This window comes from Corynebacterium riegelii (genome assembly GCF_001263755.1).
Taxonomy (GTDB): Bacteria; Actinomycetota; Actinomycetes; order Mycobacteriales; family Mycobacteriaceae; genus Corynebacterium; species Corynebacterium riegelii.
In genome coordinates this window covers 1096461-1113273 of record NZ_CP012342.1, presented here as the reverse complement: position 1 = coordinate 1113273, position 16813 = coordinate 1096461, and the positions used below count along the sequence as shown (strand labels likewise).

At 63.3% G+C, this 16813-nt stretch carries 19 protein-coding genes; 11 read left to right on the top strand and 8 right to left on the bottom strand.

The window, feature by feature from the left end; all coding sequences use genetic code 11:
• Window positions 1–10 precede the first annotated feature (10 nt).
• Window positions 11–586 (bottom strand): CueP family metal-binding protein, encoded by a 576-nt coding sequence (locus AK829_RS05350; protein ID WP_052204885.1) that lies wholly within the window; start codon window positions 584–586, stop codon window positions 11–13.
• A gap of 404 nt (window positions 587–990) precedes the next feature.
• Between AK829_RS05350 and AK829_RS05345 the strand changes: the two genes are divergently transcribed.
• The 7 genes from AK829_RS05345 (at window position 991) to AK829_RS05315 (ending at window position 7217) form a co-directional block, all read left to right on the top strand.
• Complete coding sequence (locus AK829_RS05345; protein ID WP_052204884.1) at window positions 991–1713, top strand: response regulator transcription factor; 723 nt, start codon at window positions 991–993, stop codon at window positions 1711–1713.
• Window positions 1710–2837, top strand: a complete 1128-nt coding sequence (locus tag AK829_RS05340) for a sensor histidine kinase (protein WP_052204883.1) — start codon at window positions 1710–1712, stop codon at window positions 2835–2837. The genes AK829_RS05345 and AK829_RS05340 overlap by 4 nt, the downstream gene beginning before the upstream one ends.
• Before the next feature lie 96 nt (window positions 2838–2933).
• Window positions 2934–3260, top strand: a complete 327-nt coding sequence (locus tag AK829_RS05335; protein ID WP_052204882.1) for a heavy-metal-associated domain-containing protein — start codon at window positions 2934–2936, stop codon at window positions 3258–3260.
• 51 nt (window positions 3261–3311) lie between these two features.
• On the top strand, window positions 3312–5546 hold the full coding sequence (locus AK829_RS05330; protein WP_052204881.1) for a copper-translocating P-type ATPase: 2235 nt from the start codon (window positions 3312–3314) through the stop codon (window positions 5544–5546).
• A 48-nt stretch (window positions 5547–5594) separates the two neighbouring features.
• Entirely contained in the window at window positions 5595–6284 is a 690-nt protein-coding gene (locus tag AK829_RS05325) for a DUF305 domain-containing protein (protein WP_052204879.1), read from the top strand.
• 356 nt (window positions 6285–6640) lie between these two features.
• The gene (locus AK829_RS05320) at window positions 6641–6922 is read left to right on the top strand and encodes a type II toxin-antitoxin system RelE/ParE family toxin (protein ID WP_052204878.1); all 282 of its coding nucleotides are present in this window, start codon (window positions 6641–6643) and stop codon (window positions 6920–6922) included.
• A gap of 34 nt (window positions 6923–6956) precedes the next feature.
• Entirely contained in the window at window positions 6957–7217 is a 261-nt protein-coding gene (locus AK829_RS05315; RefSeq protein ID WP_052204877.1) for a HigA family addiction module antitoxin, read from the top strand.
• Between the two features lie 183 nt (window positions 7218–7400).
• Here the strand turns inward: AK829_RS05315 and AK829_RS05310 are convergent, their stop codons facing one another.
• The 5 genes from AK829_RS05310 to AK829_RS05290 form a co-directional block, all read right to left on the bottom strand.
• Window positions 7401–7685, bottom strand: coding sequence for a type II toxin-antitoxin system RelE family toxin (locus AK829_RS05310; protein ID WP_083439757.1), 285 nt, complete (start codon window positions 7683–7685; stop codon window positions 7401–7403).
• Window positions 7685–7897 carry a type II toxin-antitoxin system RelB family antitoxin gene (gene relB / locus AK829_RS05305; protein ID WP_052204876.1) on the bottom strand — a complete coding sequence of 71 codons (213 nt, stop codon included), beginning with the start codon at window positions 7895–7897 and terminating at the stop codon, window positions 7685–7687. Before relB ends, AK829_RS05310 begins: the two co-directional genes overlap by 1 nt.
• A gap of 130 nt (window positions 7898–8027) precedes the next feature.
• Window positions 8028–9701 carry a SulP family inorganic anion transporter gene (locus AK829_RS05300; RefSeq protein WP_052204875.1) on the bottom strand — a complete coding sequence of 558 codons (1674 nt, stop codon included), beginning with the start codon at window positions 9699–9701 and terminating at the stop codon, window positions 8028–8030.
• 155 nt (window positions 9702–9856) lie between these two features.
• Complete coding sequence (locus AK829_RS05295) at window positions 9857–10171, bottom strand: amphi-Trp domain-containing protein (protein ID WP_052204874.1); 315 nt, start codon at window positions 10169–10171, stop codon at window positions 9857–9859.
• Window positions 10172–10405: 234 nt separating this feature from the next.
• Entirely contained in the window at window positions 10406–11437 is a 1032-nt protein-coding gene (locus tag AK829_RS05290) for an FUSC family protein (protein ID WP_052204872.1), read from the bottom strand.
• A 99-nt stretch (window positions 11438–11536) separates the two neighbouring features.
• Here AK829_RS05290 and chrA point away from each other — a divergent pair, with 99 nt between their 5' ends.
• Together chrA and AK829_RS05280 are read left to right on the top strand one after the other, a co-directional pair.
• Window positions 11537–12691 (top strand): chromate efflux transporter, encoded by a 1155-nt coding sequence (gene chrA / locus AK829_RS05285; RefSeq protein WP_198147791.1) that lies wholly within the window; start codon window positions 11537–11539, stop codon window positions 12689–12691.
• A gap of 22 nt (window positions 12692–12713) precedes the next feature.
• Window positions 12714–13346, top strand: coding sequence for a Fic family protein (locus AK829_RS05280; protein WP_052206397.1), 633 nt, complete (start codon window positions 12714–12716; stop codon window positions 13344–13346).
• Here AK829_RS05280 and AK829_RS05275 read toward each other — a convergent pair.
• The gene (locus AK829_RS05275) at window positions 13330–14298 is read right to left on the bottom strand and encodes a HAMP domain-containing protein (protein WP_052204871.1); all 969 of its coding nucleotides are present in this window, start codon (window positions 14296–14298) and stop codon (window positions 13330–13332) included. The genes AK829_RS05280 and AK829_RS05275 overlap by 17 nt on opposite strands.
• Window positions 14295–14969, bottom strand: a complete 675-nt coding sequence (locus tag AK829_RS05270; protein WP_083439755.1) for a response regulator transcription factor — start codon at window positions 14967–14969, stop codon at window positions 14295–14297. The genes AK829_RS05275 and AK829_RS05270 overlap by 4 nt, the downstream gene beginning before the upstream one ends.
• A 58-nt stretch (window positions 14970–15027) precedes the next feature.
• Between AK829_RS05270 and AK829_RS05265 the strand changes: the two genes are divergently transcribed.
• Complete coding sequence (locus AK829_RS05265) at window positions 15028–16008, top strand: DUF1624 domain-containing protein (protein ID WP_232305791.1); 981 nt, start codon at window positions 15028–15030, stop codon at window positions 16006–16008.
• Window positions 15983–16777 carry a trypsin-like serine protease gene (locus AK829_RS05260; RefSeq protein ID WP_232305790.1) on the top strand — a complete coding sequence of 265 codons (795 nt, stop codon included), beginning with the start codon at window positions 15983–15985 and terminating at the stop codon, window positions 16775–16777. Before AK829_RS05265 ends, AK829_RS05260 begins: the two co-directional genes overlap by 26 nt.
• The last annotated feature ends 36 nt before the right edge of the window (window positions 16778–16813 follow it).

The window sequence follows — 16813 nt, the reverse complement described above, 5'->3', positions numbered from 1 at the left end:
TGCTGAGCCATCACGAAAGGCGCAGGTCTGTGACACAGGTGGCACCGTCGTCGGTGGTGGAAAACTCCGTGGTGCCGGTACGCCCCTGGTAGCTGACCTCAATCAGGCCGGTGACATCATCGGGAAGCCAGAAGCCAATAAACCCGTTGTCGAAGGTGGTTGTTGCCTCGTCCACCAGCACCTCACCGGTCGCCTCATCGGTGATCGTGACCTGGATATCCTCATTGCGGAGTTCCCCCACGCAGGTCGTGAGGCTGTGGTAGAAGCAGTCGTGGGTGGAGGTGAGATAGGGTGCGATCGAGACATACGTCTGATTGTCGGGAAGATCGAGCGCGACTTCCTGGTCATCGCTCGAGAGCAGTAGTTCATCGGCACGCACTGAGGCGATCAGATCCGTGGGACGCTCAGTGACCTTCTGCCGGTCGAGGTGATCAATGATCTCCACCGCGTCCATGCCGGTCAGGCCATGGGTAGTCAGGAATGTGTCCTGGGACTCCGTCCCGTCGGCGGTGGGTTCCGGGTCGGCGGCCGAACACCCCGTGAGGGCGAGGGCCAGGGCTGCGGCTGCGATCGCTGCTCGTTTCACGTCAATCTCCTTGGATCGTGGTAACACTGTGAGAAGACACCGCCTCAAGGTCGGTGCCATACTTTTATCTTGCACGGGTGCCTGACGGAGTAGAAATCAAAAACCCTGCTCACAGCCCTATAACAAGGTGAAAAGGGGGGTGAGTTCGGTGGGCTGGGTCACCACCGGGACACCACTTCACAGCCGTGGGCGATGTCCTTCTACCCGCCCCGGGTATGCGGTGCAGGCAGTGAAATCCCTGGTGGCGCCTGCTGAACCGACCAGGGGAGGCGATGCCGCCGGCCCAGGGTGGGGCACAGGGGTGACGGCGATCGAAGGGTGATGTTTGAAGATTTGATGAAGATTCCCCGCCGGGCACTGGGTGAGGGTGGTATTCCCCCCTGGCCGGCGCGATACTGGGGTCTATGGCTGACCGCACACCGACCACCGCCACGCCCTCGGGGCGGGTGCTGGTCGTCGATGATGAACAACCCCTGGCTCAGATGGTGTCCTCCTACCTCATCCGGGCAGGCTTCGATACCCGCCAGGCGCACACCGGCACCCAGGCCGTGGACGAGGCCCGTCGCTTTTCCCCCGATGTTGTGGTGCTGGATCTGGGGCTGCCCGAACTCGACGGCCTGGAGGTTTGCCGACGGATCCGCACCTTCTCGGACTGCTACATCCTCATGCTCACCGCGCGTGGCAGCGAGGACGACAAGATCAGCGGTTTGACCCTGGGGGCGGATGACTACATCACCAAACCTTTTAGCATCCGGGAACTGGTGACCCGGGTGCATGCGGTGCTGCGCCGCCCGCGCACCAGCACCACCCCACCGCAGGTGACCACCCCCTTGATCGTTGGTGACCTCATCCTTGACCCCGTCGCCCATCAGGTGCGGGTGGGGGAGACGACCGTGGAGCTCACCCGCACAGAGTTCGAGCTGCTGGTTGCCCTGGCTCTGCGCCCCGGCCAGGCGCTGACCCGCCACGACCTGGTCACCGAGGTCTGGGACACCACCTGGGTCGGTGATGAACGCATCGTCGATGTCCACATCGGCAACTTGCGTCGCAAGCTCGGCACCGACACCCGGGGCCGGGGGTTTATCGACACCGTGCGTGGCGTGGGCTACCGGGTGGGGCAGCCATGAATCACGGACCCGGCCTGACCTTCCGCTTCCTGGCCGCCCAAGTGTTGGTCGTGGTGATTAGCCTGCTGGTGGCCGCGGCCGTGGCCACGATGGTGGGCCCGACCCTGTTCCATGATCATATGTTGATGGTCGGCCGGGAGGACCCCTCGCTGGAGCTGTTCCATGCCGAGCAGGCCTACCGGGACGCCAACCTGATCACCCTGGCCGTCGCCCTGCCCACTGCCTTGATCAGCGCCCTACTGGCCAGTCTGTGGTTATCGCGTCGTCTGCGCACCCCCCTGCAGGATCTCACCCGCGCCGCTACCAACCTGGCGGCCGGTAATTCCCGTATCCGCGTGCCCGCCGGAGAAGCAGGTCCCGAGGTCGCCACCCTGGCGCATGCCTTCAACACCATGGCCGACCGGCTGGAACACACCGAACAGGTCCGCCGCCAGATGCTCTCTGATCTGGCCCACGAAATGGGCACCCCCTTATCGGTGCTCACGGCCTACCTCGATGGTCTCCAGGACGGGGTCGTGGACTGGAATGATGCCAACCACACGATCATGGCTGACCAACTCACCCGCCTGACCCGGTTGATGGAAGACATTGACGATGTCTCCCGGGCCCAGGAACACCGGATCGATTTGGACCTGGCAGAGGAAGGGCTCGGGGATCTGCTCCATACCGCCGCTGCTGCCGCGGGGGAAGCTTATGCTGACAAAGGCGTCGATTTACAGGTCGAGACCATTACGGACACCGCCCGGGTGGTCGTGGACCGGCAACGCTTCGGCCAGGTGATGAGCAATCTCATGTCCAACGCGCTACGGCACACCCCGGCCGGCGGGCAGGTCCGGATCAGCGTCCACCGCCAGGGGGCGTCCACCGCGCTCATCCATGTCGCCGATGACGGCGAGGGAATCCCACCTAGCCAGCTCGGACACATCTTCGAACGCTTTTACCGGGGGGATGCCGCCCGCAGCCGAGACAACGGCGGGTCCGGTATCGGTCTGACCATCTCCAAGGCATTGATCGAGGCCCACGGCGGCACTCTCACCGCCACCTCCCCCGGGCCCGGTCGCGGAGCGGTGTTTGCCCTCCGCCTTCCGCTGTCCCCTCCCGACAGTGAGGAGGCTGCCCGGTGATCACACCCTGCCCCGCGCGAGGGCCGCGCCCTCCACCCCTTGAAGATATACCCCAGATAGCATCGCCGAATCTCACCGACCCATAGGAGCTTTCTCATGATCACCTCCCCGCCCCGCCTCTTGCCGATGGCCTCCCACGGCTGCAGCTGTTGCGGACCTGCCTCTCGTGCCGACACCGCCTCCATCCCTGCTGCCAGCGACTCGTCAGCAGGAGGGTCCTCGCCGAGCTACCAGGTCACCGGCCTGACCTGCGGGCACTGCGTGAAAAGCGTGACCCAGGCCCTTCAGGCCCTCCCTCAGGTCGACGACGTCCAGATTGATCTCGCTGCTGGTGGTGTTTCCACCGTCAGGGTCACCGGTGTCGTACCTCCGGAGATGGTTCGCCGGGCCATCGAAGAGGCCGGCTACACCGTCTTATCCTGATCAGTTTTACCCATCATCTCGACCCCGACCGGGTTGAGCGGAAGGAACCTCATGAGCACTCCCCACCATTCCGGTGATCACCATGGTGATCACCCCGCTCCGGAAACAGACCACACCCACCACCCGCATCATGCCAGCCACGAACACCACGCAGATGCCGACACCCACGGCCAGGCGATGCCGCACGATCACCCGCACTCCGCCATGGACGAAGACCACCACGTTCATAGTCACGGCGAACACGCCGGACACAGCACCGCAATGTTTCGGGAACGCTTCTGGTGGTCGCTGATTCTGTCCATTCCCGTCGTTATTTTCAGCCCCATGGTCGCCCAGCTGCTCGGCTACCACCTCCCGGCATTCCCCGGGTCCACCTGGATCCCCCCGGTGCTGGGCACGATCATCTTCGTATACGGCGGAACGCCTTTCCTCAAGGGCGGATGGAACGAACTGAAATCCCGCCAACCCGGGATGATGCTCCTGATCGCCATGGCCATCACCGTGGCGTTTGTCGCCTCCTGGGTCACCACTCTGGGGCTGGGCGGTTTTGACCTGGACTTCTGGTGGGAGCTGGCCCTGCTGGTGACCATCATGCTGCTGGGCCACTGGCTGGAGATGCGCGCTCTCGGGGCCGCGTCCTCCGCGCTTGACGCGCTGGCTGCCCTGCTGCCGGATGAGGCCGAGAAAGTCATCGACGGGACCACCCGCACCGTGGCCATCTCCGAGCTGGTCGTCGACGACGTCGTGCTGGTGAGGGCCGGTGCCCGGGTGCCGGCCGACGGTACCATCCTCGACGGAGCCGCCGAATTCGATGAGGCGATGATCACCGGCGAATCCCGTCCCGTCTTCCGCGACACCGGTGACAAGGTGGTCGCCGGTACCGTGGCCACCGACAACACCGTCCGCATCCGGGTGGAGGCTACCGGCGGGGACACCGCCCTGGCCGGGATCCAACGCATGGTTGCCGACGCTCAGGAGTCCTCCTCCCGGGCCCAGGCCCTGGCGGATCGGGCGGCGGCGTTGTTGTTCTGGTTCGCGCTGATCTCCGCTCTGATCACCGCGGTGGTGTGGACCATCATCGGCAGCCCGGACGATGCCGTGGTGCGCACGGTCACGGTGCTGGTCATCGCCTGCCCGCACGCCCTGGGCCTGGCGATTCCGCTGGTCATTGCGATCTCCACCGAGCGGGCCGCGAAATCCGGGGTGCTCATCAAGGACCGGATGGCGCTCGAGCGGATGCGCACCATCGACGTGGTGCTCTTCGACAAAACCGGCACTCTGACCGAGGGGGCGCACGCGGTCACCGATGTCGCGGCAACTGTCGGCGTCACCGAGGGCGAGCTGCTGGCCCTGGCCGCCGCCGCGGAGGCCGACAGCGAGCACCCCGTGGCCCGTGCCATCGTGGCGGCCGCGGCCGCCCATCCCGAGGCCTCCCGTCGGCAAATCCGTGCAACTGGTTTCAGCGCCGCCTCCGGCAGGGGAGTCCGGGCCACTGTCGATGGCGCTGAGATCCTCGTGGGCGGGCCGAACATGCTGCGCGAGCTCAACCTCACCACCCCGGCCGAGCTCACCGACACCACCAGCGCCTGGACCGGGCGTGGGGCCGGTGTGCTCCATATTGTCCGCGACGGTCAGATCATCGGTGCGGTGGCCGTCGAGGACAAGATCCGCCCCGAATCCCGCGCCGCCGTGAAAGCCCTGCAGGACCGCGGGGTGAAGGTCGCGATGATCACCGGTGACGCGCAGCAGGTGGCCCAGGCGGTTGGCCAGGACCTGGGGATCGATGAGGTCTTCGCCGAGGTCCTGCCCCAGGACAAGGACACCAAGGTCGCCCAGTTACAGGAGCGTGGCCTGAGCGTGGCCATGGTCGGCGACGGTGTCAACGACGCCCCCGCTCTGACCCGCGCGGAGGTTGGTATCGCCATCGGGGCCGGCACGGATGTGGCCATGGAATCTGCCGGGGTGGTCCTGGCCAGTGATGACCCGCGGGCAGTGCTGTCGATGATTGAGCTCTCGCAGGCCAGCTACCGCAAGATGATCCAGAACCTCATCTGGGCCTCTGGCTACAACATCCTCGCCGTGCCGCTGGCCGCCGGCGTACTCGCCCCGATCGGGTTCGTGCTGTCCCCGGCCTTGGGCGCGATCTTGATGTCTGCCTCGACCATCGTGGTGGCCCTGAACGCCCAGCTGTTGCGCCGCATTGATTTGGATCCGGCTCACCTGGCTCCGACCGAGTCGAAGGAGGAACACACCACGCCTACTCCGGCATCCACCGCCGTCAGCTGATCCACCACTTCTTTCCACTACCCCCATATGACCCTGAAAGGCTCCACCATGAAGCGCACCCTTGTTCTTTCCGCTCTCGCCGTGGCCTCCACCCTGGCGCTGGCCGCCTGCGGTGAGACCACCGAGTCAGACAACACCGACGCCACCACCTCGACCACCAGCACTGCGACGACTACCGCTGAGACGACCGAGACCACCACGGCGACGACTGAGGCGGACGGGGAGATCTCCGCCGATCACAACGACGCGGACATCATGTTTGCCCAGATGATGATCCCCCATCACCAGCAGGCCGTGGAGATGAGTGAGATGCTCCTGGTCAAGGAGGGTATCCCCGCCCAGGCCGTGGAGTTTGCCCAGGGGGTTATTGACGCCCAGGGGCCGGAGATTGACCGGATGAATACCATGCTCGAGGCCTGGGGCCAGCCGCCGGTCACCGACTCTGGGGGCATGGGGATCATGGACGAGATGGGGGGGGGCATGGATCACGGCGAGATGGGTGGCATGAGCGGGATGATGAGCCAGGAGGACATGACAGCCCTTGAGGAGGCCCAGGGCACCGAGGCTGCCCGGCTCTACCTTGAGCAGATGACCGCCCACCACGAAGGTGCGGTCGATATGGCCCGTGACGAGGTTGCTGACGGCCAGAACCCGCAGGCCATCGCTCTGGCTGAGCAGGTCATTGAAGATCAGGAGGCCGAGATCGCCCAGATGCAGCAGATGCTCACCGCCCTATGACAGGTCCCCGTCTTTTTCTGATCCCGAGGACAGGCATCTGAAAAAGAGGGATAACCGTGACGATTGCCACCTGCTGTGGGCGATGGGTCGTTGTCACCGCAGCGGGTGCACCGGGGTGGATGTTTTTTCTCCCTCTGGTCGCACCACTGAGGAAGGGACAGCTCCTGTGCCCAGACCCTTGGAGGACTACGCATTATTGTCCGATACTTACACGGCCGCCCTGGTCTGCCGGCAGGGCAGCATTGATTATTGGGGGTGGCCCCCGAGTAGTGGACACGGCGACGTCGTGGAGTTTAAGCTCAATGTTTAACGCGATACGTTATTGACGCTTCGCGTTATGGGGGATAGGGTGAAGCATGATCCAGTCGTTCGCCAACAAGGACACTGAGCGTTTGTGGAATCGAGAGCGTGTGCCCTCGATCGATTCCCGCATCCACTCAGTGGCGCTGCGTAAATTGCGTCAGCTTGGCTACGCGCAGAGCCTTCAAGAGTTGCGGATTCCGCCGGGAAACCGTCTCGAGGCGTTGAAAGGGGATAGGCGGGGTCAGTACAGTATTCGCATCAATAGCCAGTGGCGGATTTGCTTTCGGTGGACGGCAGCTGGTCCAGAGGAGGTCGAGATCGTTGACTATCACTGACAAGCTTCTACCAGTACACCCAGGCGAGATCCTCATGGAGGATTTTCTCAAGGAGATGGGGATTACGCAGCATAAGCTTGCTGTTTCTATCGGTGTTCCACCACGCAGGATCAACGAGATCGTCCACGGAAAGCGCGCTGTTACCGCTGACACGGCGCTTCGTTTGGCGAAGTTTTTCGGGATGAGCCCCCAGTTCTGGCTCGGGTTGCAGACCCAGTACGACCTGGACGTGGCGGAAGACAAGATCCTCGCTGAGATTGAACAGATCCAGCCGCTGCAGGCTGCCTCGGCATAGAACGTTGGCTGCCGCTGACAGGACCAAATCGATTCGCCCGAGCATGACTGCGCTGCGCCAATGAGAACTCTGTTTTAGAATTCTGCCGCAATAGCTGCCCAAAGCTATTCACTGCGCGGCAGGCATGCTCGAAAACGGATACTGAACATGGGTGAGATTCAGGGTAACGCCTGATGGTTTGGCTCAGCTCTCGTAAACCTTGTCTCTGCGACCGATCGAGAAAATCTCGATGAGGACGACGTCATCGTGGATGAGGGCGAGGATGCGGTAAGAACCCACCCGGTAGCGCCATTCTCCCGCACGGTTCGCGGTCAATCCTTTACCGAAGGCGCGTGGATCGGCGCATCCATCGAGGTTGTTTTTGATCCATGTTGCCAGGATCTTGGCGTCGAAGCGGTCCATCTTCTTGAGTTGCTTGCGTGCTCGCGCGGTCAACTCAACGCGGTAGGTGCTGGACTGAGGTGGCATTAGTCGAGTTCAGCGAGCACTTCGTCGATGCTGAAGCGTTCGCCTGAGTCGTGTGCAATCGCTTCGCGAAGTTCTTGGAGGTCGTAGGAATCTTCGATTTTTTCCAAGATGGCGGTGCGGGCAAATTCGGAGATGGTGACGCCCTCGAATTGTGCGAACTTGCGCACGAGTGCAGCATCCTGTTCACTCATGCGCACTGTCATTGTGCTCATTGTTTCTCCTTTCCACTGCTCTGAATACAGTGTATTCAGGTTCGTGGGCCGCTGGCAAGGTGTACATGGAGGACAAAGACTACGTCATGGGTCAATGGTGACGTAGTGCGGTTTTGGTTCCTCGACAGCGCTACTCGTCGTGCTGATTGCGCGCGACATGCAGTCTGGCGTGGGCGATGGCGTCAGGGGTGGTGTCGAAGACGTGGTTTTCGTGCGCGAGCTGGTCGAATACGCCGAGTTCGCGCAACACCGGAACATGTTCGGGTTTCGTGGCTGCGAGCAGGACTCGGGTGCCGCGGCGTTCGAGGCGCCCAATCGTGTCGGCAAGCATCTGGGCGCCGGTGGCGTCGATCGTCGTGACGTAGCGCATGCGGAGCACAACAACCTTGACCGATGAGGCATCAGCGAGATCGAGAAGGAAATCGTGCGCTGCGCCAAAGAAGAGGGGGCCTTCCATGCGGAAGGCGGCGATGTGCTCGTCGAGGAGCTCGCGTTCCTCGTCGCGGTGATCTCCTGTATCCAGCGGGGCGGTCTCTAGCACCGCTGTACGGGCGGTTTCGCGCAGTGCGAAGAAGCCTGCAATAACAAGGCCGATGAGCACGGCGACGACAAGGTCGAACACGACGGTGGCGACAGCCGTGATGAGCAGGGTGACCCCATCGCCCTTGGTTGCGCGCATCACTGAACGGATGTTGCGTGGGTGGATCATCTGGATCGCAGTGGCGATGAGCACGCCGGCGAGCGCGGCGAGGGGGATCTCGCCCACCCAGCGGGCCGCGACGAGCACGGCAACGAGTAGAAGCAGCGAATGGAACACTGCAGCTAAGCGTGTGCCTGCGCCAGCGCGCACGTTGACGGCAGTTCGGGCAATCGCGGCGGTTGCGGGGATTCCGCCGAACAGGGGAGCGACGACGTTGGCCACGCCCTGCCCGAAGAGCTCGCGGTCGGGGTCGTGCCGGTCGCCGACGGTCATTGCGTCAGCAACCGTCGCAGACAGCAATGATTCCAGCGCACCGAGGGCTGCGACGGCGACCGCGGCCAACAGCAAGGAATCTAGGTGCTCCCAAGGGATCTGCGGCAAGCGCGGAGCAGGCAACGTCGACGGGATGTAGCCGATGGTCTTCAGGCTGCCGTCTGCCAGCATGTTGATGGCCGTCGCGGCTGCTACCAACACCAGCGCCGCGGGAAAGCCGCTACGAATACGCGCGGCAAGCAAGATCCCGGCTGCCACCGCGAGGGTCATCACGGGCGCCTGCCACGCCGGAGTTTCTAACCAAGCCTTGAATGCGCCCCACGCCAACCCGAGAACTTTCTCGCCGTCGACGTCAACACCGAGCGCCGCTGGCAGCTGTTGGAGGCCGATGATCAGCGCAATACCAGCTGTGAAACCTTCGACGACAGGTAGTGGCATGTACTTCATCGCGCGGCCGGCGCCGGTGAACGCCAGCAAGAGCAGCATGAGCCCTGCAAGCACGCCGACGACGAGCACCCCATCGGCACCATGGTTGGCCACGATGGGGATGAGTACTATGGTCATCGCGCCGGTCGGGCCGCTTACCTGGACGTTACTGCCGCCGAAGATCGCGGCTAGGATGCCCGCGACGATGGCTGTTGTGATTCCCGCTGCCGCGCCGACGCCGGACGCAACGCCGAAGCCAAGCGCGAGAGGGAGTGCGACAAGCGCCACCATGAGACCTGCCGAGAGGTCTCGACCGATCGTCGCGCGAGACCAATCCGAGCGGCGCGGCGCGAAACGGAGGGCACGGGAACGGATGCTCTCCTTAGAGGCGGCGGGGTGGGGCATGCTTCTTTCTTGCTCCTTCAGGGCTCAATGACACCCAAAGGATACACAAGGAGCCACCTGGCGACGGCCGCGTTCCCGGTTCTCGTTCCCGGTTCTCGGTGGTGCTTTAGGTTGAGGGATTACAACTTCCTGACCTGCTGGAAGCCAGCGGGAAGTTAGGAGACGGCGAACCCAGAAACTGGTGATGCCGTGTCCACAGGTGCGCCAGCGTCGTCAACGTACCAGGAGAGCTCAAGCTCTAATTCGCGTTCGACGCCGCGGCGCTTTCGGGAGTCGGTGACCTCCATCGTGGTGCGGATCGTCCCAGGAAGCTTCATGCCTAGGGCAGCATCCCCGGTACCGATGGTCATTTCGCCTTCACGGATGCGGGTGGCCAGGTTTTCCAAGAGGTCCGCCAGCTGTTCGCGGCTAAAGTCCGCCTTGCTTTTCAGGAGCTTTTGGTTTTTTCGAGCGGGGTTTGCGTTCTGCATTGGTGCGATCCTTTCTTGGAATAGGAAGTGTATGCCTGAATATGTACCCTCACTCTATCAGAAAATAGACCTGACCTGCGGAAATATTAGCGTGAAGGGTCACCAGTAGGCGAGCGTTATGTGGTAGCCGCCAAGCCCTTCGTGTGTTTCGCGTCGCCAGGGAAAAACTCCACTTTGAACCTCTCGCCGGTGGCGTTGGTGAAGGGGGAATCGTCGTAAAGTAGAGCCTTGTTTTCACCTTAGCCGCGGGATGACATTTGGATACGTGCGCGCGTACCCGATCGCGATGATAATCAGGGCCGCAACTGCGCCGATGACCGTCTCGGCGGTGCGGGCGAGCAACATGGGGCCGACGGGGGCGGCGTCGACCGCCTGCACCATCAGCAGGGCGGTTGGGGTGATGAAGCTTGTGGCGATGGTGTAGTTGCGGGTGACATACATTTCGGTGAGGTACTGCAGGACCACAATCCAAATGACAAGCTGCCAGCCTTCGGGTGAGTGGGAGAGCAAAAACCCGGCAACGGCGATGCCGGTAAGGGTGCCCAGCACGCGTTCGATCGCCCGGTAGTACTGCATGCGGAAGCGCGAGTTCACCAGGGGAGCGACGGCGGCAACCATGGCCCAGTAGGAGTGGGAGAGCGGGTCAATCAGCGTTACCGAGATAAGGCCCAGGGTGCCGGCGATCAGCGGGGCGAAGAAGAAGCGCGCGGCCTCGACTCGGAGGCGGGCCCATGGCAGGCGTTGAGCATTGGGGCCGCGGGTGGGCAGTTCGTTCGCCTTGGCGTCGCCACCCGGGCCTTCGCCGAAGAAGTGGGAGAACTGGCCTAGGACCAGGCTTATCAGCGCCGCACCGCCCGCGATAGCAAACGCCAACAGCGGGTGCACCGGGTTACTCAATGAACCAACGGCGGCAACCGAGAACACCACAAACACGGATCCGGTGGGCTTCATATCCTTCGCTAGCGCCACGGTGGCCCACAGCGAGGACACCAGGCAGGTGACAACCATCAGAACCCACGGGCTGATGTCTAGCCACGCAATTGTCGCACCGAGCGTGACCGCCAAAGTCAAGGCGCAGCCGGCTAAGAGGTGGTGTTCCAACCTGACGGCGCGGGTGGTGTGTCGGCCATAGACGCCGGTGAAGGCGCCGAAGTTGGCGTAGATGGCAAGGTCGAGGCGTCCCAAAGCAAGCAGTGCGAACATGGGGATTGCAACGCCGAGGGCAACGCGGAAGGCCGGGATGTGGTCGCGCCGGGCGGGCCCCATCTGAAAGAGTGGGCTGAAATGGCGCAACTGTAACCTCCCTGGTGCAAGCTTCATCGGTACCCGAGACACTTTAACGAAGGGCCGCTACGATCTGCCTGTGTGTTGGAAGTGCTGCGCATTTTTACTCGCCTCGGCTTGACATCTTTTGGCGGCCCGACGGCGCACCTGGGCTATTTTCGCGACGAGTTTGTTGACAAGCGAAAATGGCTCACAGATGAGGAGTACGCGGACCTAGTTGCGCTGTGCCAGTTCATGCCCGGACCGGCATCGAGCCAGGTGGGTATGGCAATCGGGCTCAAGCGCGCAGGCTACGGAGGTATGTTTGCCGCGTTTGTGGGATTCACGCTGCCCAGCGTCATCCTCTTGGTGGCGTTTGCTCTTGGGGTGGCACGGCTGGGCGACATCTCGGGCGCGGGTTGGCTCGCGGGGATGAAGGCTGCGGCGGTTGCCGTGGTGGCGCAAGCGGTGCTGGGCATGGCCAAAAGCATTGTGACTGACCGGCTGCGCGCCGCCGTTGCGTTGGCGGCGTTCCTGGTGGTTCTGCTGGTGCCGCACCCCTTGGCCCAGGTGGGAGCCATTGCGGTTGGCATGCTGGTCACGCTCGTGCTTTTGCGTATCGACGCCCCACAGCACCCCATCCCCGCCACACCCCAGCGCAGCGCTGTGGGTGTTGCGGCGTTGGGCACCTTTGCGGGCCTGCTTCTGCTGTTGCCGGCGCTGGGAAATACCAGCGTTGGTGCCGCGATCTTTGAGAGCTTCTACCGCTCCGGCGCCCTCGTCTTCGGCGGCGGGCACGTGGTCCTGCCGCTGTTGGAGCAGGCGACGGTGCCGACGGGGCTGGTGGATCACGACACCTTCCTCGCAGGCTACGGCGCCGCGCAGGCGGTGCCGGGCCCGCTGTTTACGTTCGCGTCGTTTTTGGGCGCCTCGGCGCAGGGGATCAACTGGTTGTGGGGCGCAACTATTGCCACGGTAGCGATCTTTTTGCCAGCCGCGCTGTTGGTTGTTGGCGTGATGCCGTTTTGGGATCGCCTGCGCGCCAACCCGAAGGCGGCAAGCGCGCTGGCCGGTGCGAACGCAGCAGTGGTGGGCATCTTGGCCGCGGCACTGTACAGCCCCGTGTTCACCGCCGGCATCCACGGGCCTGCGACGATGGCGGTTGCCGCGGCGGCGTTCGCGGCGCTACACAACTTCAAGGCTCCAGCCTGGGCTGTGGTTCCGCTGGCGGCCCTGGTTGGCTGGGTTGCGTTGTAAGTGGTGCTGTAGCGTGGGCGCCATGCACGCGCACGACCTTTTAAACGTCATTTACACCGCTGGCGTGGTGTTTGACGGGCTGTCCACCAGTCGTCTCGCAACCGACAAGTTTTTGCGCACTGGGGACACCGACGGTGTGCGGGGGAGAGGGGACTTGGCGCTGCTGCAAGACTTGCAGGCGGTGGCGGAGTTTGTTATCAAAACTGCTGGTAGCCACATTAATGCGGACTACTTGAGCAGGATTAATGACCAACTGACGCGTAGTGCAGCCCTCAATCCGGGGGTGCTGCGGCGCGCCGAGCAAGGTATCGAAGTCAACACTGCGCATGGCAGACATGAGCCGGAGGCGTTGACGGCTGGGGAGGTAGACGTGATCGTCACAAAGCAGCTGGCGCATACGGACCCGCTTGAGGCTGCCGCGTACCTGTTTGTCGAGCTCGCGCGGGCCCAGCCGTTTGAGGACGGCAACAAACGCACCGCGATTTTCGCGGCGAACAGTTACCTGCTGGGCCAAGGGACTGGGGCGTTGCTTGCAGTGCCGCATGATGACGAAGACCCCACCGTGAGTGCCACGTTCAGCGACCTGCTAGCACGCGCCTATGTGTTTGGGGAAGTGGAGCCGGTCGTGGAGATGCTGCTTAAAAACCTAAGGTAGCTACCACGGAGCCGTCGTCGTGCTGGGTGATGGTGAAGGTGGCGCGGTGGGCGTCTGCAATAGCCTGCACCAAGGTGAGACCCAAGCCGTGGCCGGTGGTGGAGCGCGCGTCGCCGTCGGCGTTGGTGACGCTGACCGTGGCGGGGTGAGAAAGCGCAAGCGTGGCCGTGTTGGGGGCGCCGTGGGTAACTGCGTTGCGCACAAGATTGTCCACGGCCTGGCGCAGCAGCTCCGGGTCGCCGTCAACCACGACGCCTTCGGTGATCTCGGCCCGCACGCCGCGTTCGGCGGCGATTTCCTTGCACAGTTTGGAAAGGTCGACGGGTTGGGGGTTGAGGGGGTGACCGGAGTGGGCGTTTGCAAGCAGCAAAAGCCCCTCGACGGTGCGCAGGTTTCGAGCGTTGACCTCCCGGATGCGGGTGAGCGCTTCGGTGGCGCCGGCGGGGTTGGAAAGCGCGACGTCAGCGATGGTTTGGATGGTGGCGATCGGTGTTTTCAGCTCATGCGAGGCGTTGGAAGCAAAGCGCTTCTGCGCAGCTAAGGCGGCGGCGAGGGAATCCAACATGGTGTTTAAGGCGCCGGCAACCTCGGCGATCTCATCGTTTGCGGTGGGCGGGGTGATGCGCACAGAGGTGTCGCCGGCGGTGATCTGTTGGGCGGTAGCCGCGATGTCTCGCAAAGGCCGGATGACCAAGCCTGCGAGGAACCACCCCACAGCTCCCGCGGCTGCCGTCATCAGCGCTAACACCACCAGTGAGATGGTCAGCACGGTGCGCAGGATTTCGTTGGTGATAGGGATGGCGGCGTCAATCACCGCGCCTTCGCCCGCGAACTCCGCCTGGAAAGGAACTGGGGTAAAGCGCAGGTAGGCGTACACCAGTCCGATGAGCAGCAGTCCCGCACCCAGAGTGGTTGCCACGAACATGACGGTGATGCGAGCTCGCAGAGTCATGCCGGCTCCTCCGCCGCGTAGTAGCCCACGCCGGGGGCGGTGTGGATGATCCAGGGGTCGCCCAGCTTGCGGCGCAGATGCGAAATAGTCACGCGCGGGGAGTTGGTGAACGGGTCGGCGTTTTCGTCCCATGCCTCTTCGAGGAGGGATTCTGCGGAGATGACGCCGCCGTCGTAACGCAGCAGCACCTCAAGCACCCTGAACTCCTTGGGGCTTAAGGCAACCGGAACCCCCGCGCGCGTGACCTGCTTGCGGAAAGTATCAAGCCGCACATCGCCGCAGCGAAACACCTCGCCCTGCGTGGGGACGGCGCGTTTTGCTAGCGCCTGCACCCGCGCGATCAACTCGGGTACTTCAAACGGCTTGGGCAGGTAATCGTCGGCGCCGATGGCAAACCCCTCCAACCGGTCATCCAGGGTGCCGGAGGCCGTCAGCATGATCACGCGCGTGGCCGGGTGGTCCTGAGTGATGCGCTGGCATACCTCGTCACCATGCAGGCGCGGCAGGTCACGGTCCAACACCACCACATCGGGGCCGAGCTCATCGATCTTGGCTAGGGCCTCTTTGCCGTCGAAGGCAGTGAACGTATCCATTCCAGCCTGCGACAACGCCTCGGCGACGGCCGCTGCAAGGTAGACCTCATCATCCACCACAAGTACGCGAATGCTCATGGTTTCAAGGGTAGGTTGCGCACGTTAACGCTGTCGCAACATGGGTACTTTTACTGTCATGAGCATGCAGATGCGAAACGCGAACCGGATTGTCGGTGTGGACGTGGCCAGGGCGGTCGCGCTGATCGGAATGATCTGTGCGCACCTGACGTTTCCCGACGGTGTTTTAGGCGAGGTGCTCTACGGTTTTCCGGCAGCACTCTTCGGCCTGCTCGCCGGGGTGAGCATGGGACTTATGCACGATCGTGGCGCGCGCCCGATGCACTTCGTGGTGCGCGGGCTGATCATCATCGCGATCGGCATGGTGCTGTCTTTGGTACCAAGCTCGATTGTCATTGTGCTGGGAACGCTGGGCATCTGCATGGTCGTGCTGGCGTGGGCGCCGGGGCAGGGATCAGGTGTGCTTGCGGGATGCGCGGCTGCGGCTGCGCTTATCTCCGGGCTGGCCTATGAATTCCTGCCATTTGGGCTGGGTGTATACCCGATCTTCATGTGGCTTGCGCTGCTGCTGTCCGGGATGCTGGCGCAGCGACACCTGCTGGGGCGCCCGGTGCGCCTTGCGGTTGCTGCGCTGGTGGGGCTCGGTCTGATGGCGGCAGATATCGCATCGCGCTGGTACCTGGAGCTGCCCCTTTTCCTGGAGGCGCAGGGGCACACAGGTGGGCTGGCGGATGTGATCGGCAGCGTCGGCGCAAGCGTAGGAATCGTCGCCCTGTGTTGCCTGGTGGCGCAGCCGTGGCAGATAGTCCTGCCGCGCATGGGTGCGATGCCGCTGACGCTCTACTTCCTGCACGTACCAACATCATTGTTTATTGGCGTTGTGCCAACACTCATCGGTGCGGCCGTGTTCGCGACCGCGTGGCTCGCGGTATTTAAGCGCGGGCCGATGGAGGAAGCCGTGCGCCGCGGGGTTACCGCAGGCACCGGCTGGATTGAAAGGAAACGAAATGAAAAAAGTATTGGGTCTGGCAGCAGTAGTGGGCATTTGCTTGTCGACGCCCCCCGCCCTCGCCATGGAGAGCACCACCTTCGCCGGTGACGCCGAGGAAGCCACCCCGGTAGTCAGCGTGCGTGTGGAAAAATCCGACCCGGACGACGGCGTATGCACCGGCACCGCGATTAGCGAACACTGGGTGATCACCGCCCGCCACTGCACCGAGGCAGCTCGCAAGCTGGCGCCAACGGTACGCACCGGCCAGGGCGACGAGCAGAAAACCTACGAAGTGGACCGCTGGGAGATCGCCCCGCGTGGCGACATCGCCCTGCTCCACACCGTCCAACCGATGCAGCTTTCCCACTTCGCAGGGGTTGCGGACACGGTGCCGTCCGGCAGCGTGAACGTGTACGGCTGGTCCTCTGACGGCTCGGGCGGCTCCACCAAGCTGCCTTCTGCAACCGGCCAGGTCAAGGGCGAATCCCCGCTGGCGCTGTTCGAGGCGCCGAGCGCCCTGGAGGTTACCTTGGATAACGGTGCCCGCATCCAGCCGGGTGACTCTGGCGGTGCTATTTTTGCCGACGGCAACGTCGCCGCCATCATGTCCGCCGGCCTCTTCGAAGACCCCGAAAACCCAACCGAGGAGGAAATGACCTCCAACGCGGCGGTTGCCGTGGCGCCGGTTGCGGACCAGGCCGACTGGATCAAGGAAACGATCTCGCAGCCGGAGAGCGATGATGCTGAGTCTGCTGCTGAGTCCTCTTCGGAGTCTTCTTCGGAGTCTTCGGGGGTGCTGCAGTGGGTCCTCGTCGGCCTCGGCGTGCTTGTGGTGCTGGGCGGAGTTTTCTGGATGCTGCAGCGCCGGAAGGGGTAGTGGCTAGGTAGTGGTTAGGTAGTGGCTAGGTAATGG

Coding starts and splice junctions, on each gene's coding strand:
- AK829_RS05345 (WP_052204884.1), top strand. CDS start 991: ATGGCTGACCGCACACCGACCACCGCCACGCCCTCGGGGCGGGTGCTG.
- AK829_RS05340 (WP_052204883.1), top strand. CDS start 1,710: ATGAATCACGGACCCGGCCTGACCTTCCGCTTCCTGGCCGCCCAAGTG.
- AK829_RS05335 (WP_052204882.1), top strand. CDS start 2,934: ATGATCACCTCCCCGCCCCGCCTCTTGCCGATGGCCTCCCACGGCTGC.
- AK829_RS05330 (WP_052204881.1), top strand. CDS start 3,312: ATGAGCACTCCCCACCATTCCGGTGATCACCATGGTGATCACCCCGCT.
- AK829_RS05325 (WP_052204879.1), top strand. CDS start 5,595: ATGAAGCGCACCCTTGTTCTTTCCGCTCTCGCCGTGGCCTCCACCCTG.
- AK829_RS05320 (WP_052204878.1), top strand. CDS start 6,641: ATGATCCAGTCGTTCGCCAACAAGGACACTGAGCGTTTGTGGAATCGA.
- AK829_RS05315 (WP_052204877.1), top strand. CDS start 6,957: ATGGAGGATTTTCTCAAGGAGATGGGGATTACGCAGCATAAGCTTGCT.
- AK829_RS05310 (WP_083439757.1), bottom strand. CDS start 7,685: ATGCCACCTCAGTCCAGCACCTACCGCGTTGAGTTGACCGCGCGAGCA.
- relB (WP_052204876.1), bottom strand. CDS start 7,897: ATGAGCACAATGACAGTGCGCATGAGTGAACAGGATGCTGCACTCGTG.
- AK829_RS05300 (WP_052204875.1), bottom strand. CDS start 9,701: ATGCCCCACCCCGCCGCCTCTAAGGAGAGCATCCGTTCCCGTGCCCTC.
- AK829_RS05295 (WP_052204874.1), bottom strand. CDS start 10,171: ATGCAGAACGCAAACCCCGCTCGAAAAAACCAAAAGCTCCTGAAAAGC.
- AK829_RS05290 (WP_052204872.1), bottom strand. CDS start 11,437: ATGGGGCCCGCCCGGCGCGACCACATCCCGGCCTTCCGCGTTGCCCTC.
- AK829_RS05280 (WP_052206397.1), top strand. CDS start 12,714: ATGCACGCGCACGACCTTTTAAACGTCATTTACACCGCTGGCGTGGTG.
- AK829_RS05275 (WP_052204871.1), bottom strand. CDS start 14,298: ATGACTCTGCGAGCTCGCATCACCGTCATGTTCGTGGCAACCACTCTG.
- AK829_RS05270 (WP_083439755.1), bottom strand. CDS start 14,969: ATGAGCATTCGCGTACTTGTGGTGGATGATGAGGTCTACCTTGCAGCG.
- AK829_RS05265 (WP_232305791.1), top strand. CDS start 15,028: ATGAGCATGCAGATGCGAAACGCGAACCGGATTGTCGGTGTGGACGTG.
- AK829_RS05260 (WP_232305790.1), top strand. CDS start 15,983: ATGGAGAGCACCACCTTCGCCGGTGACGCCGAGGAAGCCACCCCGGTA.